Here is a 6,913-nt window from a genome sequence, read left to right on the forward strand (position 1 = left end):
AGGCATCGGCGAAATCGGCGCCAGGCAGGGTGGCGAGGAAGGCCGGATCGGGCGGGGTGGACGTGACGAGGGGCATGGCCACAGTTGACGCTGTCGCGGCCGCCGGGTCCAGCATCGCCGGGCGATAAAATAGCCGCCGGCCAGGATTTGCTCCCGGGCCGGCGGCTTTGCCACGTGGTTGTGGGCGATCAGGCCTTGCGGCTGTCGAGGCTGAGCGGGCCGGCGCCAAAGGCGGCGACGAGCAGCAGGCCACCGACGATGGCAAGGTTCTTAAAGAAATTGATCTGCTGCATCATCACCTGCTCGGCCGGCATCGCCCAGAAATTGTGGAAGATCACGGCAGCGACCAGCGTGAAGGCGGCGAGCACCAGCGCGGCATAACGCGCCTTGAAGCCCACCAGCAAGGCGGCAGCCACGGCAACCTCGACCACGATGGTGCCGGCGGCGGCCACCTGCGGCAGCGGCAGGCCCTTCGATGCGATATAGCCGACGGTGCCGGCGAAGCCGCCGATCTTGGAAAGGCCGGCCGGGATGAACAGCAGGGCGATCAGGATGCGGCCGAGCAGCGGGCCGAATTTCTCGATGATAGTCATGGGAAGAGTCCTTTGCTTTTTTGGTGAAGGTCGGGGCGGCGCCAATCAAGCCGCCGCCCCGCTTTGTGACGCTTAGAAACGGTTATGCCGCCTTGTCCATCGCGGCCATGGCTTCCGCCTCGCGCGCCAGCGCGCGCTGCACGGCCGGACGCTGCTTCATGCGTTCGGCATGCTTGGCGTAGTTCGGATAGGCCGCCAGATCGAGGCCGAGCTTGCTCGCCCAGTTATAGAACACGAAGATATAGGCATCGGCGGCCGACCAGTCGCCGAACACCCAGTCCTTGGTCCCCAGCGCCTTTTCGATCAGCGCGAAATTGCCGGCGGTCGCCTTGGCGGCCAGCGACTTCACGTTGTCGGCGCTGTCAGGCAGGTCGCAGAAATTCTGCGGGCCGAAAAAGCGGCTCATCACCGGATGCACGCCCGAGGCGCACCAGGCAACAAAAGCCAGCGCCTCGGCTTCCTTCAGCGCGTCGCCGACGGGTAGCAGCTTGGCATTGGGATAGCTGCGGTTCAGGTAGGTGATGATGGCGGTATTCTCGGTCAGCATATGGCCGTCGACGCCCAGCATCGGCACCTTGCCCTTGGGGTTCAGCGCCAGGTATTCCGGCGTGCGGGTCTGGCCCTTGCGGGTGTAGGTCGGCTTCGGCGTGAAGGTCGCGCCGGCCTCTTCCAGGCAGATATGGGTCGCCAGCGAGCAGGCGCCGGGCGAGAAGTAGAAATCGAGCTTGGCCATCGGGACTTTATCCTCCTTGTATCGGCACAACACTGCCGGACCAGAGGGATAAGGCAGGTCGGTATCCATTTGCAAGTAGGCACCTGTAGGCTCTATACTTGCCAAATGGATACCAGGGGCACACTCGATTTCCGCCACGAGCTGACCGCAGACGGCCAGCCGCTCTGTGCGCGCATGATCTGCGCCACGCTCGACCTGATCGCCAACAAATGGGCGGTGCCGATCATCCTCACGCTCGCCCGTTCGAAAGGCGCGCCGTTGCGCTTTTCCGAACTCTCGCGCGCCATCCCGCTGATCACCCAGAAGGAGCTGACCAAGCAGCTCCGCGCCCTGGAAACCGCCGGCCTGGTCGGCCGCCGCGTGCATGCCGCCGTGCCGCCCAAGGTGGAATACTGGCTCACCGACCTGGGCCAGTCGCTGCGCCCGGTGCTGGACGCGCTGGGCAAATGGGCGGCGCAGAACGGCCCGCGCTTGGCCCCGGCGCAGCGGCGCGACGCGGCGGAATGACGCCTTCGTTGTCGCCGGCCATTGGCATGGCACTGGCCGCCGCAATCCTGTTCGGCGCCAGCACGCCGCTGGCCAAGATCATGCTTGGGCAGACCGGGCCATGGATGCTGGCGGGCCTGCTGTATCTGGGGGCCGGGCTCGGCCTGGCTGCTGTGCGCTTGTCCAGGTCGCTGTGGCGACGAGTGCCGGTCGAGGCGCCGCTGCGCCGCGCCGATTCCGGCTGGCTTGCGGCCGTCGTGCTGTCTGGCGGCATTGCCGGCCCATTGCTGCTGATGTTGGGGCTGCAATACAGCACGGGCGCAGAGGCCGCGTTGCTCCTGAATCTGGAAAGCGTGCTAACCCTCGGCATTGCCTGGCTGGTGTTTCGCGAGAATGTCGATATCCGCATCGGCGTCGGCGCTGCGGCCATCGTTGTCGGCGCGGCATTGCTGTCGTGGTCAACGCCTTCGGGCGGTCCGGGGCCGGGCGCGGCGCTGATCGCTGCGGCCTGCCTGTGCTGGGCGATCGACAACAACCTGTCGCGCCGCCTGTCCGCCGCCGACCCGTTGCAGATCGCCATGATCAAGGGGCTCGTCGCGGGCAGCATCAATTTTGGCCTGGCGTTGCTGGCCGGCGACCGCCTGCCTGTGGCGTCGTCGGTTGCCGCGAGCCTCGTCATCGGCCTGTTCGGCTACGGCATCAGCTTGGTCCTGTTCATGCTGAGCCTGCGCCATCTCGGCACTGCGCGCACCGGGGCTTATTTCTCGCTGGCGCCCTTCATCGGCGCGCTGCTCGCCGTTCTTTTTATGCAGGAACCGCTCAGCTGGCGACTGGTCGTTGCCGGTCTGCTGATGGGAATCGGCCTGTACCTGCATCTGGCGGAGCGTCACAGCCACGCGCATCGCCACGAACCAGCGGAGCATGAGCATGGCCATGTGCATGATGCGCATCACCAGCATGCGCATGCGCCGGATGATCCGCCGGGCGAGCCGCATGTGCATGTCCATCGCCATGACGCGATAGCGCACGCGCATCCGCATTTCCCCGACATTCACCACCGGCACGACCACATGCACGGCTGAGGATTGATGCCGGCCAGGCAAACAAAAGCCGCCCGCGCCCCTTTTCAAAGGGATGCAGGCGGCCTGGTCTTGTCGTGAAACGCCGGCGGGCCAGGATCGACCCTGGACCGGCGTCTCAGGCGTGTCTTACTTCGCGGCCTTCGGCGCGATGTCGCGCTTCTCGGTGATGCGGGCCGCCTTGCCGGTGCGGCCGCGCAGGTAATACAGCTTGGCGCGGCGCACGTCGCCGCGGCGCACCACGACGATCGACTCGATGCGCGGGCTGTACAGCGGGAAGACGCGCTCGACGCCCTCGCCATAGCTGATCTTGCGCACGGTGAACGACGAGTTCACGCCGCGGTTGGAGCGGGCGATGCACACGCCCTCATAGGCCTGCACGCGCTCGCGGCCGCCTTCCACCACCTTCACGTTCACGGTCAGCGTGTCGCCCGGGGCGAAATCCGGCACCGCGCGGGCGGCGACCAGAGCGTCCGACTGCTCTTTCTCGATCTGCTGCATCAGGTTCATGGCACTCAGCCTTTCTTCTTCGATAAGTCCAAAACGCGTTTCAATTCTTCCCCGCCGGCTTGCGCCGGCGATAGCTTTCCCACAGATCCGGGCGGCGCGCGGCGGTGATCTTCTCCGCCTGATCGCGCCGCCAGGCTGCGATCTTCTCGTGGTGGCCCGACAGCAGCACCTCCGGCACCGCGCGGTCCTCCCAAACCTGCGGCCGGGTATACTGGGGATATTCCAGCAATCCGTCCGCGAAACTCTCCTCGGTGCCGGACTCTTCGGCACCCATCACCCCGGGCAACAACCGCACCACCGCGTCGATCAACGCGTAGGCTGCGATCTCGCCGCCCGAGAGGACGAAATCGCCGAGGCTGACCTCGACGATGGGGCGCGCGTCCAACAGGCGCTCGTCCACCCCCTCGAAGCGGCCGCACAGCAGCGTCGCGCCGCCTGCCGCCTTCACCTCGTGCACCAGCGCCTGGTCCAGGCGCCGGCCGCGCGGCGAAAAGTATATCAGCGGCTGCTGCGCCACCGCCGGGTCCTCTGCCTGGGCCGCCGCGACCGTTTCGTCGATCGCCGCCGCCAGCACGTCGGGCCGCATCACCATGCCCGGCCCGCCCCCGCAGGGGGTGTCGTCGACGGTGCGGTGTTTATCGCGCGCGAAATCGCGGATGTCCACCACCGCCAGCGACCACCGGCCCTCACTCAGGGCCCGTCCGGCCAGGCTTTGCCCCAGCGGGCCGGGGAACATCGCGGGATAGAGCGTCAGCACCCGCGCCTTCCACGGCATCGCCGTTGCCATATTCTACTCCTCGACCTTTCGGTCCTCGTCCGTCTCCGGATCGCCCAGCCAGAAGGCCGGTTCGACCAGCACGCGCCGCGCCGCAAGGTCCACGTCCGGCACCGCGTCGTCGGTGAACGGCACCATCGCCGAGCGGCCGCCTTCGGTTTTCACCTCCAGCATGTCGCCGGCGCCGTAATTGTGCACCGCCATCACCTGGCCCAGAACGCGGCCGGTGGTGGTGATCGCCGCCAGGCCAATCAGGTCGGCGTAGTAGAACTCGCCGTCTGCGGCCGGCGGCAGGGCGCTGCGCGGCACGAACAGCTCGGTGCCCTTCAGCGCTTCCGCCACGTTGCGGTCGTCGATGCCCTTGATACTCGCAATCACCACATCACCCTTGGCAATCCGCCGCACGGTCAGCCGGAACGTCCTTTCGCCGCGCGCATCCTGCAGGGGACCGTAATCCCCCAGGGCTTCCGGATCGCCGGTGAAGGTTTTCACCTTCACCTCGCCGCGGATGCCCTGCGCACCGATGACGACACCGAGCAGGACCGCGTCGGTCATGCTGCAAGCGTCGCCGGCTTACTGCGCGTCGCCAGCCGGGGCGGCAGCAGCTTCGGCCGCGGCCTTGGCGGCTTCCTCGGCGGCCTTGATGCGCTCCTGCGCCTTGGCCTTCGGCTTGCCCTTTTCCGGGTTGTTGCCATGGGTCCAGGTCATCAGGCCGGCCTTGGCGAAGAAGCTGGCGCAGCGGTCGGACGGGGTGGCGCCCTGGCTCAGCCAGTACTTCACGCGCTCGACGTCGAGCTGCACGCGCTCGCGGTCCTTGGGCAGCATCGGATCATAGGAGCCGATCTTCTCGATGAAGCGGCCATCGCGCGGGCTGCGCGAGTCGGCGACGACGATACGGTAATAGGGGCGCTTCTTGGCGCCGCCGCGGGTCATGCGGATCTTGACTGACATGGTCTTCCTTTCAGTAAACGTTGAAATCGGATACGCGAAACTGATCAGCGCTACTTGGGCATGCCGGGCATGCCCGGCAACATCGCGCCCATGCTGCGCATGAAACCCTTCTGCCCCAGCTTCGACATGCGCTTCATCATGTCGGCCATCTGCAGATGCTGCTTCAGCAGCTTGTTGACATCCTGTACCGAGGTCCCCGAACCTGCCGCGATGCGCTTCTTGCGCGAAGCGTGGATCACCTTGGGATTTTTGCGCTCGTCCCGGGTCATCGAGCCGATGATGGCTTCCTGGCGCTTCAGCACGCTCTCGTCGACGTTGGCCTGGGCCATCTGCTGCTTGATTTTGCCCACACCGGGCAGCAGGTTCATCACCCCCGACATGCCGCCCATCTTGCGCAGCTGCTTGAGCTGGCTGGCCATGTCGTCCAGGTCGAACTGACCCTTCTGCACGCGCGCGGCGAGGCGCTCGGCCTCTTCCTTCTCAATCGTCTCGGCGGCTTTCTCCACCAGCGAGACGATGTCGCCCATGCCGAGGATGCGCTGCGCGATGCGCTCGGGATGGAAACTTTCCAGCGCGTCGGCCTTTTCGCCGACGCCGATCAGCTTGATCGGCTTGCCGGTCACGGCGCGCATGCTCAGCGCGGCGCCGCCGCGGCCATCGCCGTCCACGCGGGTCAGCACGATGCCGGTGACGCCGACGCGCTCGTTGAAGCTCTTGGCGACGTTGACGGCATCCTGGCCAGTCAGGGCGTCGGCCACCAGCAGCGTCTCGTGCGGCTGCACGGCGTCGCGCACGGCGGCCACTTCCAGCATCAGGGTTTCGTCGATATGCAGGCGGCCGGCGGTATCCAGCAGCAGCACGTCGTAACCGCCCAGTTTGGCGGCCTGCACGGCGCGTTTGGCGATATCCACCGGCATCTGGCCGGCCACGATGGGCAGCACGGGGATGTTGTTCTGCTCGCCGAGAATTTTCAGCTGTTCCTGCGCGGCGGGGCGATAGACGTCCAGCGACGCCATCAGCACCTTCTTGCGTTCCTTCGTCTGCAGACGCAGCGCGATCTTCGCCGTGGAGGTGGTCTTGCCCGAGCCCTGCAGGCCGACCATCAGCACCGGCACCGGCGGCACGGCGTTGAGGTTGATTTCCTCACCCTCACCGGCGCCGCCCAGCATCTCGACCAGGTGATCGTGAACGATCTTGATCACCATCTGGCCCGGCGTCACCGAGCGCAGCACATCCTGGCCGACGGCCTTCGACTTCACGCCGTCGATGAAGCTTTTGACGACGGGCAGGGCGACATCGGCTTCCAGCAGCGCCACGCGCACTTCGCGCAGGGCTTCCGAGACATCGGATTCCGTCAGCGCGCCGCGCTTGCGCAGCCGCTCGAAAACCTCGCCCAGTTTGCCGCTCAGAGACTCGAACATGTCGACCCTGAAATTCCTCTAGCACTGGCCCAAAACGAATTGACGCCCGTGCGCGACACTCGCGGACGGACGGCGATCCTCGGACCGGATTGCTTCCAAAGCTTCAGAAAGCGGGCGGAATAAAGCGGTTTGGGGGCTTCAAGTCAACCCTGACCGCCTCTCAGGCCGTCATCCCCGGGCCCGGGGTGATGTTTTGATATTTTTTGTATTCTATATCAATAGCTTATATGGCCATCGTCCGGATCGCCCCGTCGCCAGGCATGGTCAGGGGGTGATGTCCCGCGGCATCTCGGCGCGGATGACTCCCAGGGGCGACAGCCAGTCGCGGCCGTTCAGCTTCGCGCTGCTGATCCAGCCGCTGGCCG

At 66.1% G+C, this 6,913-nt stretch carries 9 protein-coding genes; 2 read left to right on the forward strand and 7 right to left on the reverse strand.

Going from position 1 to position 6,913, the window contains the following annotated elements:
- Nucleotides 1–188 precede the first annotated feature (188 nt).
- Nucleotides 189–593 carry a DoxX family protein gene (locus Q1J79_RS01225; RefSeq protein WP_300295464.1) on the reverse strand — a complete coding sequence of 135 codons (405 nt, stop codon included), beginning with the start codon at nt 591–593 and terminating at the stop codon, nt 189–191.
- An 82-nt stretch (nt 594–675) separates the two neighbouring features.
- Nucleotides 676–1,326, reverse strand: a complete 651-nt coding sequence (locus Q1J79_RS01230) for a glutathione S-transferase N-terminal domain-containing protein (protein WP_300295466.1) — start codon at nt 1,324–1,326, stop codon at nt 676–678.
- 105 nt (nt 1,327–1,431) lie between these two features.
- Here Q1J79_RS01230 and Q1J79_RS01235 point away from each other — a divergent pair, with 105 nt between their 5' ends.
- Nucleotides 1,432–1,833 carry a helix-turn-helix domain-containing protein gene (locus Q1J79_RS01235; protein ID WP_300295468.1) on the forward strand — a complete coding sequence of 134 codons (402 nt, stop codon included), beginning with the start codon at nt 1,432–1,434 and terminating at the stop codon, nt 1,831–1,833.
- 26 nt (nt 1,834–1,859) lie between these two features.
- A complete protein-coding gene (locus tag Q1J79_RS01240; RefSeq protein ID WP_300295470.1) occupies nt 1,860–2,894 on the forward strand; it encodes a DMT family transporter in 1,035 nt (344 codons plus the stop codon).
- Between the two features lie 126 nt (nt 2,895–3,020).
- On the opposite strand, the gene rplS is transcribed toward Q1J79_RS01240, so the two are convergent.
- From rplS to ffh, 5 genes are read right to left on the reverse strand one after another with little or no spacing between them, the layout of a single operon-like run.
- Nucleotides 3,021–3,401 (reverse strand): 50S ribosomal protein L19, encoded by a 381-nt coding sequence (gene rplS, locus Q1J79_RS01245; protein WP_300295472.1) that lies wholly within the window; start codon nt 3,399–3,401, stop codon nt 3,021–3,023.
- Between the two features lie 40 nt (nt 3,402–3,441).
- Nucleotides 3,442–4,188: a tRNA (guanosine(37)-N1)-methyltransferase TrmD gene (gene trmD, locus Q1J79_RS01250; protein WP_300295474.1), complete on the reverse strand. Its 747-nt coding sequence runs from the start codon at nt 4,186–4,188 to the stop codon at nt 3,442–3,444.
- 3 nt (nt 4,189–4,191) lie between these two features.
- On the reverse strand, nt 4,192–4,731 hold the full coding sequence (rimM, locus tag Q1J79_RS01255) for a ribosome maturation factor RimM (protein WP_300295476.1): 540 nt from the start codon (nt 4,729–4,731) through the stop codon (nt 4,192–4,194).
- An 18-nt stretch (nt 4,732–4,749) separates the two neighbouring features.
- Nucleotides 4,750–5,127 (reverse strand): 30S ribosomal protein S16, encoded by a 378-nt coding sequence (gene rpsP / locus Q1J79_RS01260; RefSeq protein ID WP_300295478.1) that lies wholly within the window; start codon nt 5,125–5,127, stop codon nt 4,750–4,752.
- Between the two features lie 50 nt (nt 5,128–5,177).
- A complete protein-coding gene (gene ffh / locus Q1J79_RS01265; RefSeq protein WP_300295479.1) occupies nt 5,178–6,548 on the reverse strand; it encodes a signal recognition particle protein in 1,371 nt (456 codons plus the stop codon).
- Nucleotides 6,549–6,913: the final 365 nt, after the last annotated feature.

It is taken from the genome of Ferrovibrio sp. (assembly GCF_029255545.1).
Taxonomy (GTDB): Bacteria; Pseudomonadota; Alphaproteobacteria; order Ferrovibrionales; family Ferrovibrionaceae; genus Ferrovibrio.

What these genes read in the sequence shown, in the direction of transcription:
- Q1J79_RS01225 (WP_300295464.1), bottom strand. Translation starts at nt 593, where the DNA reads ATGACTATCATCGAGAAATTCGGCCCGCTGCTCGGCCGCATCCTGATC.
- Q1J79_RS01230 (WP_300295466.1), bottom strand. Translation starts at nt 1,326, where the DNA reads ATGGCCAAGCTCGATTTCTACTTCTCGCCCGGCGCCTGCTCGCTGGCG.
- Q1J79_RS01235 (WP_300295468.1), top strand. Translation starts at nt 1,432, where the DNA reads ATGGATACCAGGGGCACACTCGATTTCCGCCACGAGCTGACCGCAGAC.
- Q1J79_RS01240 (WP_300295470.1), top strand. Translation starts at nt 1,860, where the DNA reads ATGGCACTGGCCGCCGCAATCCTGTTCGGCGCCAGCACGCCGCTGGCC.
- rplS (WP_300295472.1), bottom strand. Translation starts at nt 3,401, where the DNA reads ATGAACCTGATGCAGCAGATCGAGAAAGAGCAGTCGGACGCTCTGGTC.
- trmD (WP_300295474.1), bottom strand. Translation starts at nt 4,188, where the DNA reads ATGGCAACGGCGATGCCGTGGAAGGCGCGGGTGCTGACGCTCTATCCC.
- rimM (WP_300295476.1), bottom strand. Translation starts at nt 4,731, where the DNA reads ATGACCGACGCGGTCCTGCTCGGTGTCGTCATCGGTGCGCAGGGCATC.
- rpsP (WP_300295478.1), bottom strand. Translation starts at nt 5,127, where the DNA reads ATGTCAGTCAAGATCCGCATGACCCGCGGCGGCGCCAAGAAGCGCCCC.
- ffh (WP_300295479.1), bottom strand. Translation starts at nt 6,548, where the DNA reads ATGTTCGAGTCTCTGAGCGGCAAACTGGGCGAGGTTTTCGAGCGGCTG.